The 15,753-nt window shown below is 50.5% G+C and carries 16 protein-coding genes, 1 pseudogene and 1 other annotated feature; of the genes and pseudogenes, 10 read left to right on the forward strand and 7 right to left on the reverse strand.

Features of this window, described 5'->3' with window-relative positions:
• Positions 1-47 precede the first annotated feature (47 nt).
• The 3 genes from rluB to rnm all read right to left on the reverse strand — a co-directional run bounded on the left by rluB (position 48) and on the right by rnm (position 2,519).
• Complete coding sequence (gene rluB, locus WN16_RS16465) at positions 48-923, reverse strand: 23S rRNA pseudouridine(2605) synthase RluB (RefSeq protein WP_016150338.1); 876 nt, start codon at positions 921-923, stop codon at positions 48-50.
• Between the two features lie 100 nt (positions 924-1,023).
• The gene (locus tag WN16_RS16470) at positions 1,024-1,644 is read right to left on the reverse strand and encodes an L-threonylcarbamoyladenylate synthase (protein WP_003020628.1); all 621 of its coding nucleotides are present in this window, start codon (positions 1,642-1,644) and stop codon (positions 1,024-1,026) included.
• Positions 1,641-2,519, reverse strand: coding sequence for an RNase AM (gene rnm / locus WN16_RS16475; RefSeq protein WP_044700160.1), 879 nt, complete (start codon positions 2,517-2,519; stop codon positions 1,641-1,643). Before rnm ends, WN16_RS16470 begins: the two co-directional genes overlap by 4 nt.
• A gap of 135 nt (positions 2,520-2,654) precedes the next feature.
• On the opposite strand from rnm, the gene trpL reads away from it, so the two are divergent.
• From trpL to trpA, 6 genes are all read left to right on the forward strand, one after another.
• Positions 2,655-2,699, forward strand: a complete 45-nt coding sequence (gene trpL / locus WN16_RS16480) for a trp operon leader peptide (RefSeq protein WP_191229385.1) — start codon at positions 2,655-2,657, stop codon at positions 2,697-2,699.
• Positions 2,676-2,770: a sequence feature (Trp leader region), on the forward strand. It overlaps the preceding gene by 24 nt.
• Positions 2,771-2,793: 23 nt before the next feature.
• Positions 2,794-4,356 (forward strand): anthranilate synthase component 1, encoded by a 1,563-nt coding sequence (locus WN16_RS16485; RefSeq protein WP_044700161.1) that lies wholly within the window; start codon positions 2,794-2,796, stop codon positions 4,354-4,356.
• On the forward strand, positions 4,356-5,951 hold the full coding sequence (gene trpD / locus WN16_RS16490) for a bifunctional anthranilate synthase glutamate amidotransferase component TrpG/anthranilate phosphoribosyltransferase TrpD (RefSeq protein ID WP_003020639.1): 1,596 nt from the start codon (positions 4,356-4,358) through the stop codon (positions 5,949-5,951). The genes WN16_RS16485 and trpD overlap by 1 nt, the downstream gene beginning before the upstream one ends.
• A 3-nt stretch (positions 5,952-5,954) precedes the next feature.
• Positions 5,955-7,313, forward strand: a complete 1,359-nt coding sequence (gene trpCF, locus WN16_RS16495; protein WP_003841280.1) for a bifunctional indole-3-glycerol-phosphate synthase TrpC/phosphoribosylanthranilate isomerase TrpF — start codon at positions 5,955-5,957, stop codon at positions 7,311-7,313.
• Positions 7,314-7,323: 10 nt separating this feature from the next.
• Positions 7,324-8,517, forward strand: a complete 1,194-nt coding sequence (gene trpB / locus WN16_RS16500; RefSeq protein WP_044700164.1) for a tryptophan synthase subunit beta — start codon at positions 7,324-7,326, stop codon at positions 8,515-8,517.
• Positions 8,517-9,323, forward strand: coding sequence for a tryptophan synthase subunit alpha (trpA, locus tag WN16_RS16505; protein ID WP_044700166.1), 807 nt, complete (start codon positions 8,517-8,519; stop codon positions 9,321-9,323). Before trpB ends, trpA begins: the two co-directional genes overlap by 1 nt.
• A 32-nt stretch (positions 9,324-9,355) precedes the next feature.
• On the opposite strand, the gene WN16_RS16510 is transcribed toward trpA, so the two are convergent.
• Together WN16_RS16510 and WN16_RS16515 are read right to left on the reverse strand one after the other, a co-directional pair.
• Positions 9,356-10,828, reverse strand: coding sequence for a GGDEF domain-containing protein (locus WN16_RS16510; RefSeq protein ID WP_032935568.1), 1,473 nt, complete (start codon positions 10,826-10,828; stop codon positions 9,356-9,358).
• A 186-nt stretch (positions 10,829-11,014) separates the two neighbouring features.
• Positions 11,015-11,290, reverse strand: coding sequence for a hypothetical protein (locus WN16_RS16515; protein ID WP_003020652.1), 276 nt, complete (start codon positions 11,288-11,290; stop codon positions 11,015-11,017).
• A gap of 239 nt (positions 11,291-11,529) precedes the next feature.
• On the opposite strand from WN16_RS16515, the gene WN16_RS16520 reads away from it, so the two are divergent.
• Positions 11,530-11,988 (forward strand): hypothetical protein, encoded by a 459-nt coding sequence (locus WN16_RS16520; RefSeq protein WP_044700171.1) that lies wholly within the window; start codon positions 11,530-11,532, stop codon positions 11,986-11,988.
• A gap of 72 nt (positions 11,989-12,060) precedes the next feature.
• Here the strand turns inward: WN16_RS16520 and WN16_RS16525 are convergent, their stop codons facing one another.
• Together WN16_RS16525 and ompW are read right to left on the reverse strand one after the other, a co-directional pair.
• Positions 12,061-12,777: a YebC/PmpR family DNA-binding transcriptional regulator gene (locus tag WN16_RS16525; RefSeq protein ID WP_003020658.1), complete on the reverse strand. Its 717-nt coding sequence runs from the start codon at positions 12,775-12,777 to the stop codon at positions 12,061-12,063.
• Positions 12,778-13,344: 567 nt separating this feature from the next.
• Positions 13,345-13,983 carry an outer membrane protein OmpW gene (ompW, locus tag WN16_RS16530; RefSeq protein ID WP_003833354.1) on the reverse strand — a complete coding sequence of 213 codons (639 nt, stop codon included), beginning with the start codon at positions 13,981-13,983 and terminating at the stop codon, positions 13,345-13,347.
• A 283-nt stretch (positions 13,984-14,266) separates the two neighbouring features.
• Between ompW and WN16_RS24590 the strand changes: the two are divergent.
• The 3 genes and pseudogenes from WN16_RS24590 to WN16_RS16540 form a co-directional block, all read left to right on the forward strand.
• Positions 14,267-14,353, forward strand: a pseudogene (locus tag WN16_RS24590) (YkgJ family cysteine cluster protein); the annotation flags it as partial.
• Positions 14,354-14,381: 28 nt separating this feature from the next.
• Entirely contained in the window at positions 14,382-15,125 is a 744-nt protein-coding gene (locus WN16_RS16535; RefSeq protein WP_003020663.1) for a YciC family protein, read from the forward strand.
• Between the two features lie 54 nt (positions 15,126-15,179).
• Positions 15,180-15,719, forward strand: a complete 540-nt coding sequence (locus WN16_RS16540; protein ID WP_003020667.1) for a septation protein A — start codon at positions 15,180-15,182, stop codon at positions 15,717-15,719.
• The last annotated feature ends 34 nt before the right edge of the window (positions 15,720-15,753 follow it).

Genomic DNA, 15,753 nt, shown 5'->3' on the forward strand with positions numbered 1-15,753 from the left:
TCCACGCTAACGCCTGATGGCGCTTTGCTTATCAGGCCTGGTCATGATTAACCGTTGTTGCTGCGACCACCCGGACGACGGCTGCCGCCGACCTGAGAGTGGCGCTTCACCGCACGACGGATCTGATTCGCCTTCATGCGACGACGATCTTTCTCGACGGCCACTTTAGAGGTCGTTTCCGGCTTCAGGTCCACCAGTTCACGCAGATAGTTGGTCTGAGCAAGATCAAGCTCTGTCCAGCCACCACGCGGCAGGCCTTTCGGCAGCGGGATATCACCATAACGGACACGAATCAGACGGCTTACCTGTACACCTACAGCTTCCCACAGGCGGCGGACTTCACGGTTACGTCCTTCGGTCAGCGTGACGTTATACCACTGGTTGATCCCTTCACCACCGCTGAACTTGATCGTTTTAAATGCCGCCGGACCATCTTCCAGCTGCACGCCACGACTCAGATCGCGCAGTTTTGCATCATCAACCTGACCAAACACACGTACCGCATATTCACGCTCAACTTCGCGGCTTGGGTGCATCAGACGGTTAGCCAGTTCACCATCGGTGGTAAACAGCAGTAAACCACAGGTATTCACGTCCAGACGCCCTACGGCAATCCAGCGCGCATCACGCAGTTTTGGTAAACGATCAAACACGGTCGGACGACCTTCCGGGTCGTTACGGGTACACAGTTCGCCTTCTGGCTTGTAATAGGCCAGAACACGGCAGATTTGTTCCGCAGACTCTTTAACCGAAATCAGATGACCGTCGATACGGATTTTCAGACCCGGAGTGACTTCAACGCGATCGCCGAGCGTGGCAATTTTGCCATCAACGCTCACGCGACCCGCGGCAATAATAGATTCGATTTCACGGCGAGAACCGTGGCCAGCGCGCGCCAGCACTTTTTGTAACTTTTCGCTCATAGAGCTTCCTTTAGGTGTCGCCTTCACAGGCGTCGAACAGGAGAATCAACGGCGCCAGTCAGCGCCATTTTAAGGCCGCATAGTATAGCGGTTCGCGCCCTTATAAGAAAGGTTTAACGTCACCGACGCCTTCACGCAACACCACCGGAGAATCGTCGGTTAAATCAATGACCGTGGTCGGCTGCTGGCCGAGATATCCGCCGTGGATAATTAAATCCACCTGTTTCTCCAGGCGGTCTTTAATTTCTTCCGGATCTGACTCGGTAAATTCGCTACCCGGCAGCATCAGTGACGTGGAGAGCATCGGCTCGCCCAGCGCTTCAAGCAGCGCCAGTGCTATCGGGTTTGAGGGTACACGCAGGCCGATGGTCTTACGTTTTTCTTGCAACAAGCGGCGCGGAACCTCTTTCGTCCCCTTCAGGATGAAGGTGTAGTTGCCCGGCGTGTTGTTTTTAATTAAACGGAAGGCCACGTTGTCGACAAACGAATAGGTCGACAGTTCAGACAGGTCACGGCACATCAGCGTAAAGTTGTGCCCGTCCGGCAGGTGACGGATGCGGCAAATGCGCTCCATTGCGCCTTTATCTTCAATTTTGCAGCCCAACGCATAGCCGGAATCGGTTGGATAGACGATCACCCCACCTTTACGCACGATTTCAACGGCCTGATTGATCAGGCGCTGCTGCGGGTTTTCGGGATGAATATAAAAAAACTGGCTCATACTTTCCTCTCTGTGATCTCGGGCTGCTCCCAAAGTTGCCAGACGCCTTCTACGCCTGCGGGCAACCAAAGTTTACGACCCAACTCAATCCATGGGCAGGGTAGATGAAAATCAGACCCTTGCGATGCCCACAATTGATGCTGACGCGCAAGCGTCGCCAGATGGGTGCGTTCATTGGGAGACTGCTGACACTGCGCTACTTCCATCGCGTCGCCGCGATGTTCAGCAAAATGTGCAACCAGTCTTTTCAGCCACTTAGCGCTAAGATCGTACCGCCCAGGATGAGCCAGAACAGCCTTACCGCCAGAATGATGAATGACATCAATAGCTTGTTCTATTGTACACCACTGTGGCGGAACGTAACCGGTTTTCCCACGGGCAAGATATTTTTTAAAGACATCCGCCATGGTTGTGGCTTTGCCACATTCCACCAGGAAACGCGCAAAATGGCCCCGCGTAACCGCCCCGCCATCAGCCAGGCGCAACGCCCCTTCCCACGCGCCGGGGATATGCGCTTTGTCGAGTCGTTCGGCAATCAGGCGCGCACGCTGCTGACGACGTTCCGTTTGTTGCGCCAGAAACTCGCACATCATGGGATGGGCGATATCAATGTTCAGACCCACTATATGGATCTCATGGTTTTCCCAAACAGTTGATATCTCGACACCAGGGATCAAATTTAACGCTAAACCCGAACGTGAAATTTCTTCTCTTGCCGCCGCAATGCCCGCCGTGGTGTCATGATCGGTGATCGCCAGTGTACCGATTCGCATCTCTACCGCACGGTGTACTAAGGCTTCTGGGGTTAATCGCCCATCGGAGGCTGTAGTATGACTATGCAGGTCATAAATCACTGCGTAATTCGTGTCGCTCAAGGCGGCTCCCGTTTCAATAAATGTCGTAACACGCCCATCATAGCGGTTTCGGCAAATATACTGAAATCAGGTGTTGACTTTACCCCATCGAACTAGTTAACTAGTACGCAAGTTCACATGAAGAAGGTATCTGCAATGAAAGCAACATTTTTTCTGCACGGTTGGTGGCGCACTTCCTGATTTCGGGCAGTGTCTTACGTCTGCAATTTGCAACCAGATACCCGGCCCGCCTAATGAGCGGGCTTTTTTTTGAACAAAATTAATGAGAATAACGATGCAAACACAAAAACCGATACTCGAACTGCTTGCCTGCGATGCCGCCTACCGTGAGAATCCAACGTCGCTGTTTCATCAGGTGTGTGGCGCACGTCCGGCAACGCTGCTGCTGGAATCTGCAGATATCGACAGCAAAGACGATCTGAAGAGCTTGCTGCTAGTCGACAGCGCATTGCGCATTACCGCTCTCGGTGACACCGTCACTATTCAGGCGTTATCCACAAACGGCGCATCGCTGCTGCCCTTGCTGGATGCTGCACTGCCCGCTGGCGTTGAGAATGAAAAACAGCCGAATGGTCGTCATCTGCGATTCCCTGCCGTCAGCCCGCTGTTGGATGAAGACGCCCGTTTATGTTCTCTTTCCGTATTTGATGCTTTTCGCATACTGCAGGGGCTGGTGAATGTTCCTGTGCAAGAACGTGAAGCGATGTTCTTCGGCGGTCTGTTTTCCTACGACCTGGTTGCCGGTTTTGAAGATTTACCTCAGCTTGAAGCGGGCAACCGTTGTCCTGACTACTGCTTCTATCTGGCAGAAACGCTGATGGTTATCGACCACCAGAAAAAAAGCACCCGAATTCAGGCCAGTGTTTTTACCCCCAATGATGCGGAGAAACAGCGTCTTAACGCCCGTCTGGCGCAGCTGAGCCAACAGCTTACCGAGCCTGCGCCGCCGCTGCCCGTTACTGAAGTCCCGCAGATGCGCTGCGAATGCAATCAGAGCGATGAAGAGTTCGGCGCCGTAGTACGTGGCATGCAAAAAGCGATTCGCGCGGGCGAAATTTTCCAGGTAGTTCCGTCCCGACGTTTCTCGCTGCCCTGCCCGTCACCGCTGGCAGCCTACTATGTGCTGAAGAAAAGTAACCCCAGCCCATACATGTTTTTCATGCAGGACAACGATTTCACGCTGTTTGGCGCCTCCCCGGAAAGCTCGCTGAAATACGATGCCACCAGCCGCCAGATTGAGATCTACCCGATTGCCGGCACTCGCCCGCGTGGTCGTCGTGCTGACGGTTCGCTTGACCGCGACCTTGACAGCCGAATCGAGCTGGAGATGCGTACCGACCATAAAGAGCTTTCTGAGCACCTGATGCTGGTTGACCTTGCGCGTAACGACCTGGCGCGCATCTGTACGCCTGGCAGCCGCTATGTTGCTGATCTCACCAAAGTCGATTGTTACTCCTTCGTAATGCACCTGGTTTCGCGTGTGGTAGGCGAGCTGCGTAGCGATCTGGATGTGCTGCACGCTTACCGCGCCTGTATGAATATGGGCACGTTAAGCGGAGCGCCAAAAGTTCGCGCTATGCAGCTTATCGCCGAGGCAGAAGGTCGTCGCCGTGGCAGCTACGGCGGCGCGGTAGGTTACTTCACGGCTCATGGCGATCTGGATACCTGTATTGTCATTCGTTCCGCCCTCGTGGAAGACGGTATTGCCACCGTACAAGCCGGTGCCGGGATTGTTCTGGATTCTGTACCGCAGTCTGAAGCCGATGAAACCCGTAATAAAGCGCGCGCGGTTCTGCGTGCTATCGCCACCGCGCACCACGCACAGGAGACCTTCTAATGGCTGACATTCTGCTGCTCGATAATATCGACTCTTTTACCTATAACCTGGCGGATCAGCTGCGTACTAATGGTCACAACGTGGTGATTTACCGCAACCATATTCCGGCTCAGACGTTGATTGACCGTTTAGCAACGATGAAAAATCCTGTGCTGATGCTCTCTCCAGGCCCAGGTGCGCCAAGCGAAGCAGGTTGCATGCCGGAGCTGTTAACCCGTCTGCGCGGCAAGCTGCCAATCATCGGCATTTGTCTGGGACATCAGGCCATTGTTGAGGCCTATGGTGGATATGTGGGCCAGGCTGGAGAAATCCTGCACGGCAAAGCGTCCAGCATTGAACACGACGGTCAGGCAATGTTTGCTGGTCTGGCGAATCCGCTGCCCGTGGCACGCTATCATTCGCTGGTTGGCAGCAACGTTCCGGCAGGATTAACCATTAACGCCCACTTTAACGGCATGGTGATGGCGGTGCGTCACGATACCGATCGCGTCTGCGGCTTCCAGTTCCATCCGGAATCCATTCTGACCACCCAGGGCGCGCGTTTGCTGGAACAAACGCTGGCCTGGGCGCAACAGAAGCTTGAACAAACCAATACGCTGCAACCAATTCTGGAGAAACTGTATCAGGCCCAGACGCTGTCCCAGCAGGAAAGCCACCAGTTGTTCTCTGCCGTGGTACGCGGTGAACTGAAGCCGGAACAACTGGCTGCGGCGCTGGTGAGCATGAAAATTCGTGGCGAACACCCGAATGAAATTGCCGGTGCGGCAACCGCGCTGCTGGAAAACGCAGCCCCATTCCCGCGCCCTGATTATCTGTTCGCCGATATTGTCGGTACCGGCGGCGACGGCAGCAACAGCATCAATATTTCTACCGCCAGCGCCTTTGTTGCTGCGGCTTGCGGACTGAAAGTTGCCAAACACGGCAACCGCAGCGTCTCCAGCAAGTCAGGCTCTTCGGATCTGTTAGCGGCATTTGGCATCAATCTGGATATGAACGCCGACAAATCCCGTCAGGCGCTTGACGATCTCGGCGTGTGTTTTCTGTTTGCGCCGAAATACCACACCGGTTTTCGCCATGCCATGCCGGTACGCCAGCAGTTGAAAACCCGCACGCTGTTTAACGTGCTCGGCCCGTTGATTAACCCGGCACATCCGCCGCTGGCGCTGATCGGCGTTTACAGCCCGGAGCTGGTGCTGCCGATTGCCGAAACGCTGCGCGTGCTCGGATATCAGCGGGCAGCCGTAGTGCACAGCGGTGGCATGGACGAAGTTTCGCTGCATGCACCGACCATTGTGGCAGAGCTGCACGATGGGGAAATCAAGAGTTATCAACTGACGGCAGAAGACTTTGGCCTGACGCCTTACCACCAGGAACAGCTGGCTGGCGGCACACCGGAAGAAAACCGTGACATTCTTAGTCGCTTGTTACAAGGTAAAGGTGAAGCCGCTCATGAAGCCGCTGTTGCCGCGAATGTCGCCATGTTAATGCGCTTGCACGGTGAAGAAGATTTAAAAGCCAATGCGCAAACCGTGATTAATGTACTGCGCAGCGGTGCGGCCTATGACCGTGTCACTGCACTGGCAGCAAGAGGGTAAATGATGCAAACCGTTTTAGCGAAAATTGTCGCAGACAAGGCGATTTGGGTAGAAGCCCGCAAACAGCAACAACCGCTGGCCAGCTTTCAAAATGATGTTCAACCCAGCTCTCGTGATTTCTACGATGCGCTGCAAGGTGCGCGCACCGCCTTTATTCTGGAATGTAAAAAAGCATCTCCGTCAAAAGGCGTGATCCGTGATGACTTCGATCCGGCACAGATTGCGGGCGTTTATAAACATTATGCTTCCGCGATTTCCGTACTGACCGATGAGAAATATTTCCAGGGCAGTTTTGATTTCCTGCCTATCGTCAGCCGCATCGCGCCGCAACCTGTTCTGTGTAAGGACTTTATTATCGATCCTTACCAGATTTACCTGGCGCGTTTCTACCAGGCGGACGCCTGTTTGTTGATGCTGTCGGTCCTCGATGATGAACAATATCGTCAACTCGCCGCCGTCGCCCACAGCCTGAAAATGGGCGTACTGACCGAAGTCAGCAACGAAGAAGAGCTGGAGCGCGCTATCGCACTGGGCGCCAAAGTCGTTGGTATCAACAACCGCGATTTACGCGACTTGTCGATTGATTTGAATCGCACCCGCCAGCTTGCGCCGCGACTGGGCCACGGTGTGACCGTCATCAGCGAGTCCGGGATCAATACCTATGGTCAGGTGCGCGAGCTCAGCCACTTCGCCAACGGTTTTCTGATTGGTTCCGCGCTGATGTCGCATGATGATCTGCACGCTGCCGTGCGTCGCGTACTGCTCGGCGAGAATAAAGTCTGCGGTTTAACCCGGGCTCAGGATGCCAACGCGGCGTATAAATCCGGCGCGATTTATGGCGGACTGATTTTTGTACCCACATCGCCACGCGCGGTTAGCGTTGAGCAAGCGCGAGAGGTCATGACCGGCGCGCCGCTGCAATATGTCGGGGTGTTTCGCAACACAGATATTATCGACGTACGTGAAACAGCGGCTGCTTTGGGACTCACTGCCGTGCAACTGCATGGTAGCGAAGATCAGGCCTACGTAGACGCGCTACGCAATGCGCTACCCGCACAGGTACAAATCTGGAAGGCGCTCAGCGTCAGCGATAAGTTGCCAGCCCGTGATTATCAGCATGTCGATAAATACGTCTTCGACAACGGTCAGGGCGGCAGCGGGCAACGCTTCGACTGGTCACTTTTAGGCGGACAATCGCTGGATAACGTATTACTGGCTGGCGGACTTGGCGCAGATAACTGCGTTGACGCGGCAAAAACCGGCTGTGCCGGTCTCGATTTCAATTCTGGCGTAGAGTCACAGCCGGGCATCAAAGATGCACGTCTTCTGGCTTCGGTCTTTCAGACGCTGCGCGCATATTAAGGAAAAGGACATGACAACATTACTCAATCCGTATTTTGGTGAATTTGGCGGTATGTATGTGCCACAGATTCTGATGCCTGCCCTGCGCCAGCTGGAAGAAGCTTTTGTCAGCGCGCAAAAAGATCCTGAATTTCAGGCGCAGTTTACAGACCTGCTGAAAAACTATGCGGGTCGCCCAACCGCACTGACCAAGTGCCAGAACATTACTCAAGGCACCAACACGACGCTGTATCTCAAGCGTGAAGATTTACTGCACGGCGGCGCGCACAAAACCAACCAGGTGCTGGGCCAGGCGTTGTTGGCGAAGCGCATGGGTAAAACGGAAATTATCGCCGAAACAGGCGCGGGGCAGCACGGTGTTGCATCTGCTCTCGCCAGCGCACTGCTGGGGTTGAAATGCCGTATTTACATGGGCGCGAAAGATGTTGAACGTCAGTCGCCGAACGTTTTCCGTATGCGTTTGATGGGTGCAGAAGTTATCCCCGTTCACAGCGGTTCCGCAACGCTGAAAGATGCCTGTAACGAAGCGCTGCGCGACTGGTCTGGCAGTTACGATACTGCGCACTATATGCTCGGTACAGCGGCAGGTCCGCACCCCTTCCCGACTATTGTGCGTGAGTTCCAGCGGATGATCGGTGAAGAAACCAAGGCGCAGATTCTGGAAAAAGAAGGTCGTCTGCCGGACGCCGTTATCGCCTGCGTGGGTGGCGGTTCTAACGCAATCGGTATGTTCGCCGATTTTATTAATGAAACCAGCGTCGGTTTGATTGGCGTAGAGCCAGGCGGTCACGGGATTGAGTCTGGAGAACACGGCGCGCCGTTGAAACATGGGCGTGTTGGGATTTATTTCGGCATGAAGTCCCCGATGATGCAGACCGAAGAAGGACAGATTGAAGAGTCTTACTCTATTTCCGCCGGGCTCGACTTTCCGTCGGTCGGGCCACAGCATGCGTACCTGAACAGCATTGGTCGCGCCGATTATGTTTCAATAACCGATGATGAAGCACTGGAAGCCTTCAAAACGCTGTGTCTGCACGAGGGGATTATTCCGGCACTGGAGTCCTCCCATGCCCTGGCGCACGCGTTGAAAATGATGCGTGATAATCCGGAAAAAGAGCAGCTACTGGTGGTTAATCTCTCCGGTCGCGGCGACAAAGACATTTTCACCGTACACGATATTCTGAAAGCGCGAGGGGAAATCTGATGGAACGTTACGAAAACCTGTTTGCACAGCTGAAGGACCGCAAAGAAGGTGCTTTTGTCCCCTTCGTAACCCTGGGCGATCCGTCTGTTGAGCAGTCACTGAAAATCATTGATACGCTGATTGAAGCCGGTGCCGACGCGCTTGAGCTCGGCATTCCGTTCTCCGATCCGCTGGCCGATGGCCCAACCATTCAGGAAGCCACCCTGCGTGCGTTTGCCGCCGGCGTCACACCATCGCAATGCTTTGAAATGCTGGCGCTGATTCGCCAGAAGCATCCGAGGATTCCCATTGGGTTGCTGATGTATGCCAACCTGGTCTTCAGCAAGGGCATTGACGAGTTTTACGCCCAGTGCGAAAAAGTGGGTGTGGATTCTGTGTTGGTAGCCGATGTCCCTGTTGAGGAGTCTGCGCCATTCAGAACTGCTGCACTGCGTCACAACATCGCACCGATTTTCATCTGCCCACCGAACGCTGATGAAGAACTGCTACGCCAGATTGCCTCTTACGGCCGCGGCTACACTTATCTGCTTTCACGTGCAGGCGTGACCGGTGCCGAAAATCGTGCGGCATTACCGCTGCATCATTTGGTTGAAAAGCTGAAACAATATGATGCTCCGCCTTCTTTACAGGGCTTCGGTATCTCTGCGCCTGAACAGGTAGCCGGAGCTATTGAAGCCGGTGCTGCCGGTGCAATTTCCGGCTCGGCAATTGTGAAAATCATTGAGAAAAATGTTGCGGCACCGGAACAGATGCTGGCTGAGCTGAAAGCGTTTGTCAGCACGATGAAAGCCGCCACCCACCAGTAAGTTAAATCAACCGCCAGAGACGTCTGGCGGTTTCACCCTTCTTCCGTGTGCTTCATTCTATACATAGCGCTATCCGCATTCTGAATGGCCACATCCAGTTCACCGTTCACCTCTGCAATTCCCCACGATACTGACAATGGCACGGTATGCCCATCCACCACAAACACATGACTGGTCACCTGCCCGCTAATACGTTGCGCGATTGCTATGGCGTCAGTTGCCTGCGATCGAAACAGCAGGATCATAAATTCATCCCCGCCGGTACGAATTACAATATCGTGGCTGGTGCGGGTGTTTGACAGCATCCTGTTGGCGATAATTTGCAACGCGCGATCGCCTGCCGCGTGGCCCCAGGTATCATTGACGGCCTTAAATTTATTGCAGTCCAGTAGCACCACCGAACAGTGTGATAAATCCCGACGCTTGATAATGTCGAGTATTCGGCGGTTAAAACAGCCGGTCAGAGTATCGATATAAACCTTAAGGTCGCTTTCGTTTAGCCATGACTTTAACGAGAAGCTAATGATGATGAAAAAGAACGGCGCCAGCAGGATAACAATCCCGGCATGTGTATCGCGCGCCATAAAACGGCCTAATGAAAGCGAATAGTGCAGCGCATATTTCTCCGAAAAATTGCGCACCAAATAGCTGGATTGCCCCGCACATTTGCCGGATAAGCAGAGGCTCTCTTTGTTGGTCAGATTCACCAACTCCACGTTCAATCCGGGAAGGATTTGATTATCAAACGCCTCGGCTAACGCTTCCTGCAGCTCAGGCTTCGAATGATCATAGACCAGATAGGCAACGATTTGGTCTGATATCTCTTTACCCGACAGATCGTAGATATAGCTCACTACGCTGTAGGCTTTTTCACCGGTAATTTTATCGGTATAGAAGTTTGTTGAACTGAGAGCTTTATTTTTTACGTTTTTTTGCAACAACCGGGTATAGAAATCGGTGGGCGGATAGAAAAAATGCGTAATATCCATCGCCATTTCGGAGTCAGAAAAACTGAAATTGCGCGAGTCGGAAGCCATAAACCAATAAAAATAATCTGAATTGCTGGCGATAATGTAACGGTGCGCATCGAAGCTGCCTGGATTTAGCTCATTAACCATTCCGCGAATGAACTCCGCCGCAGTATACATACACAGCGCGTTATGGCTGGGTTGCTGAGCAATAATCGTTCCCGTTGCAGAATGAACCCGCTTTGGGTCGGCGTTAATTCCCCATTCATCTTTGTTTCGCGGAACAAACTGCGCCATAACACCACACTGTTCCCCGGTTTTGATGTGGTAATAACGCTCGCCAATCGCATCGGCAATCAGTTCATTATCGTTAAAAATGTCCAACATGTGAGCTTGCAGGCGGCTAACGCCTTCACTGGCGGCCGCCATACGCTGTTCATAAATGATAAACAGAAACAACGAGGTAAAAATCAACGTAATGAGCCCGGATACCAGCAGAGCCTGCCTGTTTCTGAGCTTATCCTGCACAATCTTCACGAGTCCACCCTGATAGTTAACAGTATTGCCAAATCGGTTACCCGTTTATGTTGTTGCATAACAGCGTTGTACGTTGATAGAGAATGTTTGCCACTCCGAAGCAGGTACGTTGATGTAGCCCGCAATCGCGCGCTTAGGTTACAGATTTATACAATAAAAGCACATAGTTGTTAACATAAGCGCAAACTAATCATCACCTTCGATAGGATACCCTGCTCGCCGGATGGCCTCGCGGCAGTCGTTTACGCCTGCGGCATAGCCCGCCTCAATCTCACAAACCGGACTTGCGCTGCAATAAGGTAGTGTAACCGGAGTCGCAATAAGTTTCTCCAGCGCCTCAGTTTTATCCATGTAAAGCAATAACTCACGTGCAACACTCACGGCAAACGCTGCCGTTTGATCCTCGTAGAACGGTTCCAGAAGTGTGATTTTTTGCTGTAGCAGATGGCGGGTCAACATCATCAGCAATACCCTCAAAGTTGGTTTGTTTAAAGAGTAGCACTACATCAAAGGGGAGAAAGGCAGGATGTTTTCCCCAGAATTTTTTAAATGAAGAACGAGGGGAATTTTTCCTGGTTGCTAACCACGGGCAGGTATGCCCGGAATCTATACAGTTTGGTCGTCTTGGTTGTGCAACCATTAATGAAGTTGACTTCAAAAAGTCCCTTGCGAGACACTGAAGTAAAACATGCCAAATATGGGTGAACTTGTTGAAACATCTGTTGATTAAATTAGTTATGTTAAGCGTTGGATTTTTAAGCGCTGGGGACATACTGGCAAATACTCCGGAGCAGGTAATCACCGCTTTCCAGAGGGATTATAAATATTGGAATGATCAGTCATTTCAGAGAAATCAGAACTACGGAAAGCAAGAAGTTATGTTCCTGGCCCAGAAGGGTTGGAATGAGCTTTTGAATAAATATACAAAACCTGGTTTTCAGGGCGAGCCTATAGCTTTTGGTTCTGAGTCTAGTCATGATCCTGAGCAAGAGAACATCATATCGGTTCAGATTACTGAAAAAGTAGCGACCGTGACGACCAGATTATCGAGACAGTATTATTCACCTGTTTATGAATATCAATTGTCCAAAGAGAATGATACCTGGTACCTATCTCAGATATTTTTAGTTGATGATGATGGAAAATATCCGAGTCTGTAATAAATAGTGCACTCATAACAACTTTATGAGTTAAAAAAATCTGCCATAATGACAGATTTCTTTAATCTATCATTAGAGATTTGCAACGTTATGATATACTTTTTGAACATCATCGTCATCTTCAAGAGCATCAACAAGCCCTGCAAAGACTTCTAAATCTTCTGGTGAAAGTTCAATTTCTGATTGAGCAATCATTTCTAATTCTGTGGTTGAGAACTCAGTAATTCCTGCTGCTTTTAGAGCTGCAATGCCTTTATGAAGATCTGTAGATTCAGTATAAATAACGATGTTTCCTTCTTCCTCGGTTACATCACGAACATCTACTTCAGCATTAAGCAGAATTTCAAAAATATGGTCAGGGTCTGTCCCTTCAAATACAATTACTCCGGTATTGTCAAACATATAGCTGACAGAACCCGCCGCTCCGATATTCCCGCCTTTTTTATTAAAAATTGAGCGGACATTAGCAATCGTACGGTTAACGTTTGAAGTCAATGTTTCAGCGATAATCAGTGAGCCACTGGGACCAAAGCCTTCATAACGCCCTTGCACGAACGTTTCATCGCTGCCGCCTTTGGCTTTATCAATGGCTTTATCAATAACGTGTTTTGGAACCTGCGCTTGTTTCGCACGTTCAATAACGAATTTTAAAGATGTATTTAATTCTGGGTCTGGTTCGCCTTGTTTAGCAGCAGCATAAATTTCTACACCGAATTTTGCATATACATTAGACGTTGCACCGTCTTTAGCTGTTTTTTTAGCAACAATATTTGCCCACTTACGTCCCACTGGAATGATCTCCTCGAAAATTCATTTACATTATTGAATGGTAAATAATCTGCCATCACATTATATCATGATGTATAAACCTTAGTCCATGAAAAATAAAATATCCAAATTTTACGATATGTTACTTTAATTTTATCAATAGTTAACATTTTGGATAAGTTATCCCCTGATTATCTGCAGGTTCTTTTTTGTACGTAATAAATGAGCCGCAGTAATAATGCATAAGAGAATAGAAACAAAAGCGATATTCCAGATAAACACACTGGCTATTAAAGTTACCGCGGTACTGCTTAAAGAGAGCGCTACAAGTCATCTTGCACTGCGCCTTATTTGATAGTGTGTTCGTTTAGTACCGGGACAAGATACTTAGCCTATATTTACTCCACCACTCCAACAAAGGGAAATGCTAAATGGGTGGAGCGGTACAACCAGCATCTCTGACTGATGTGTTCAGAAGCACACGTGACTCAGTTGACTACGGCTGGTCAAAACAACAATACGCGTGGAAAAGAATGGAAAAACTGGTCATTTGATGACCAGTTTTGCAGAGGAGTTTTGCAGAAGAACTTAAAAACGATAACCCGCAGAGAACATAAACACCCACGGATCGAGGCGTACACTGTCGCGCTGCTGGACGCCACCCATTTTATAGCTTGCGGTGGTGTCGATATCCATGTACCAGACCGACATGTTAATCAGCCAGTCGCGGTTAATCAGATAGTCCATACCGACTTGCCCTGCTGCACCCCAGGAATCTTTCAGACTCAGGTCCGATAATCCTGTTTCTTTACCGTTATCGTTAAAGCCTTCATCGAAGAAGGTCGTGTAGTTCACACCAACACCTACGTACGGACGCAGTTTACTGCTGGAGTCACCGAAGTACCACTGTGCCATTAACGTCGGCGGCAAATGATGTACGGTGGCAATATCACCTGTTGCTGCAGTACCAATTTTATGGCGGAACGGTGTAGCCGCCAGTAATTCAACACCGATATTGTCGGTTGCCATGTAGGTAAATGTCAGACCCAACTGCGTGTTATTGCTGACATCAAAGCCACCTAAGCTGCCCAGCGTACCACCTGCACCTTCCGTCGGTCTGACGGTGGCAGAACCTGCACGAATAAAGAACTCTCCAGCTTCATGCGCAAATGCGTTACCAGAGAGAAGGGTTGTTAAAGCCAATGCTGCAACTGTTAATTTTTTCATGTCCGCTCCATCGTTATGGTTATAAAAGCGGAATGAATATACCTACTTTGGAGTAATAAATGATCTGACATGGATCACATTGACTTTGATAATTTAACATTTATTGATCCAGATTAAGTTAGAACTTGCATTCAGAATCCTGGTTAAATTAATTCAGATCAATTTTAATATATTTTCAATGTGCAAGTACCTCCAGCTCATTGCTGATGGGTGTTTGTTATCTGCACGCGATGCGCAGATAACAAACAGCGTTCATGCACGACGCTGAAGTCATAGCCAAAAATTACCGCAGCTTTACAAAGATATGCTTTTCCATACATCGCGCGATGCTGCCACTGTAGAGTTATCCAGGGTACAATTGCCCGCAAATGAACACCTGCAAAACTCAAGGAGAGTGCATGTCTATCACGGCGAAATCCGTTTACCGTGACACGGGAAACTTTTTCCGTAATCAATTCATTACCATCTTGCTGGTATCGTTGTTGTGCGCGTTTATCACAGTGGTGTTAGGGCATGCCTTTTCCCCCACTGACGCACAAATTGCGCAACTCAGTGAAGGCGATCAGTTAACCAGCAGCGTGGGGTTGTTCGATCTGGTGCAAAACATGACCCCGGAGCAACAGCAAATTTTGCTACGCGCTTCCGCGGCGTCTACGTTTTCTGGTCTGATTGGTAATGCCATCCTTGCCGGTGGGGTCATCCTGATGATTCAGCTGATTTCAGCAGGTCATCGGGTCAGCGCATTACGTGCCATCGGCGCCAGTGCGCCAGTGTTGCCAAAGCTGTTTATTCTGATTTTTTTGACTACTCTGCTGGTGCAAATCGGTATTATGCTGGTTGTTGTTCCCGGTATTCTGCTGGCCATCCTGCTGGCACTCGCACCTGTGATGTTGGTACAGGACAAAATGGGTGTCTTTGCCGCGATGCGCAACAGTATGCGTCTGGCGTGGTCGAATATGCGACTGGTTGCGCCGGCAGTAATCGGTTGGTTGCTGGCAAAAACGCTGCTGTTGCTTTTTGCGCCAAGTTTTGCAGTACTTACGCCGAATGTAGGCGCGGTATTGGCGAATACGCTGAGCAATATGATCTCCGCGGTGTTGCTGATCTATTTGTTCCGCCTGTACATGCTGATTCGCCAATAAACCCTGAACGCATTCCGGGCTTGTACCCGGTGCTTTTGATGACGGAATCGAAGAATGAAGCAGTTTCTTGATTTTTTACCGCTGGTTGTCTTTTTTGCTTTTTATAAGCTTTACGACATCTATGCGGCGACCTCGGCGCTGATTGTCGCAACGGCTGTAGTGTTGATTTACAGCTGGGTTCGCTATCGCAAGGTCGAGAAGATGGCGTTAATCACCTTTGTCCTGGTGGCCGTATTTGGTGGCCTGACTATTTTTTTCCACAACGATGAATTCATTAAGTGGAAAGTAACGGTGATTTACGGGCTGTTTGCTGGAGCATTGCTGGTAAGCCAGTGGGTGATGAAAAAACCGCTGATCCAGCGCATGTTAGGTAAAGAACTGACCCTGCCGCAGCCAGTCTGGTCGAAACTAAATTTAGCCTGGGCAGTCTTTTTCATCCTGTGTGGTCTGGCGAATATCTATATTGCATTTTGGCTACCGCAGAACATTTGGGTCAACTTCAAAGTGTTCGGCCTGACCGCCCTGACTTTATTCTTTACGCTGCTGAGTGGGGTCTATATTTACCGTCATCTGCCGCAAGAAGATAAATCGTAATACATGCTCGCCAGATCTGCGGATCTGGCGAATT

The organism is Citrobacter sp. ABFQG (genome assembly GCF_004322975.1).
Taxonomy (GTDB): Bacteria; Pseudomonadota; Gammaproteobacteria; order Enterobacterales; family Enterobacteriaceae; genus Citrobacter; species Citrobacter freundii.